The organism is Alteromonas lipotrueae (assembly GCF_019249255.1).
Classification (GTDB): Bacteria; Pseudomonadota; Gammaproteobacteria; order Enterobacterales; family Alteromonadaceae; genus Alteromonas; species Alteromonas lipotrueae.
Genome location: NZ_JAESDJ010000041.1, coordinates 1 through 1,530, shown reverse-complemented (window position 1 = coordinate 1,530; position 1,530 = coordinate 1). Strand labels below are relative to the sequence as shown.

Annotated in this window: 1 protein-coding gene; it reads left to right on the top strand. The window is 44.9% G+C overall.

What is annotated here, in order from left to right; genetic code table 11:
* The first annotated feature begins 935 nt into the window (after positions 1-935).
* Positions 936-1,352, top strand: coding sequence for a hypothetical protein (locus tag KYS23_RS20560; protein ID WP_218398306.1), 417 nt, complete (start codon positions 936-938; stop codon positions 1,350-1,352).
* Positions 1,353-1,530: the final 178 nt, after the last annotated feature.

The window sequence follows — 1,530 nt, the reverse complement described above, 5'->3', positions numbered from 1 at the left end:
GGTCGCTGGGACGCCTATACGCGGGGCGGCTTCGCCATTATGCCCCACGCATCTGCGCCCCTTAGCTTAAAGTTAGGCATCATTTACTTACAGCATTAAAAAGTACGTTCGGACGTGACATTCCAGCATCAAGGTTGTTTCGCTAGGTAGTCTTTACAGCTTGTTTTTTCGGTAGTTTCAACGGCTTTAGCAACGCGCTTTTAATCAACATCACAACGCCAACATTCTGCATCACCAGCTTTCTAAACTCGCTCTTTTATCCAGCAATGTCCTTAACATCTGGCATTTCGCACAGGGTTGTTTTATCTTAATTTCAACAATTTAAATAAGTGGCCTTATCGGCTAGTGGTGGCAGCAAAGCTGCGTACTTTCCTTTGTACGCCTAACAAAACGCTGTTGGCACTCCCTTCGGTCGCTGGGACGCTAACACGTGGGCTGGCTCGCTTCGCTCGGATTTTAGCCCACGTGCTAGCGCCCCAAAGCTTAGTGTTAGGCGTCATTTACTTACAGCATAAAAAGTGGGTTCAGTCGTGACATTCCAACATAAAGGTTGTTTCGCTAGGTTGTCTTTACGGCTTGCTTTTTCGGTAGTTTCAACGTCTTTAGCAACCCGCTTTTCATCAACACCCCAACGCCTATATTCAACATCACCAGCTTTTTAAACTCGCTCTTTTATCCAGCAATATTGTTAACATCTGGCATTTCGCACAGGGTTGTTTTATCTTAAATTCAATAATTTAAACAAGCTGGCTAAAGGACTAGTGGTGGCAGCAAAGCTGCGTACTTTCAGTTGTACGCCTAACAAAACGCTTAAGCCTCTCCCTTCGGTCGCTGGGACGCCTATACGCGGGGCGGCTTCGCCATTATGCCCCACGTATCTGCGCCCCTTAGCTTAAAGTTATGTGCTTGAGTCAATTTGAAAATAAGGAAATTTTGTGAGATTCACTAATGAAGAAATGATAGCAGCGTTACAAGAACTAAACGCAAAGCAAAAACCGGTGCAAGGACTATTAGGGGCATTCATCGGCGCATTTGTCGGCTTTGTTTTTTATCTTTTCATTTCACAAATGGGAGCAGCAATTATCATTATGCTTGCTGTCCCGCCAGCATCAATTGGGTTGTTTGCTCGATTTACCGGACAAATGTATAGCTTAAAGTATAGGCTTCCTGTAGGCGCTATTGGCGCATTGCTTCATATTTTCGGCTGCTACATGCTGGGCCTCACCCCACTAACTTATATTCTTACCCCTGTTGCGTTTATCATCGCGGTTACTCTCAGCAAAGTGAAATTAGAGCGGGTTCACATTTGGGCAATTTCACAAGAAGAAATCGGCAAACTCAATGCAAAATAGCGCTGTAAGTGGCGACGCACATAACAAAAAAATCAAGTCACTCACTTCGTTCGCTGGGACGCCTATACGCGGGGCGGCTTCGCCATTATGCCCCACGTATCTGCGCCCCTTATTTAAAAGTTATGTGCCATGATTAAATTACTACCCACTGAATATAAAGAATATTTGGAATTCACCA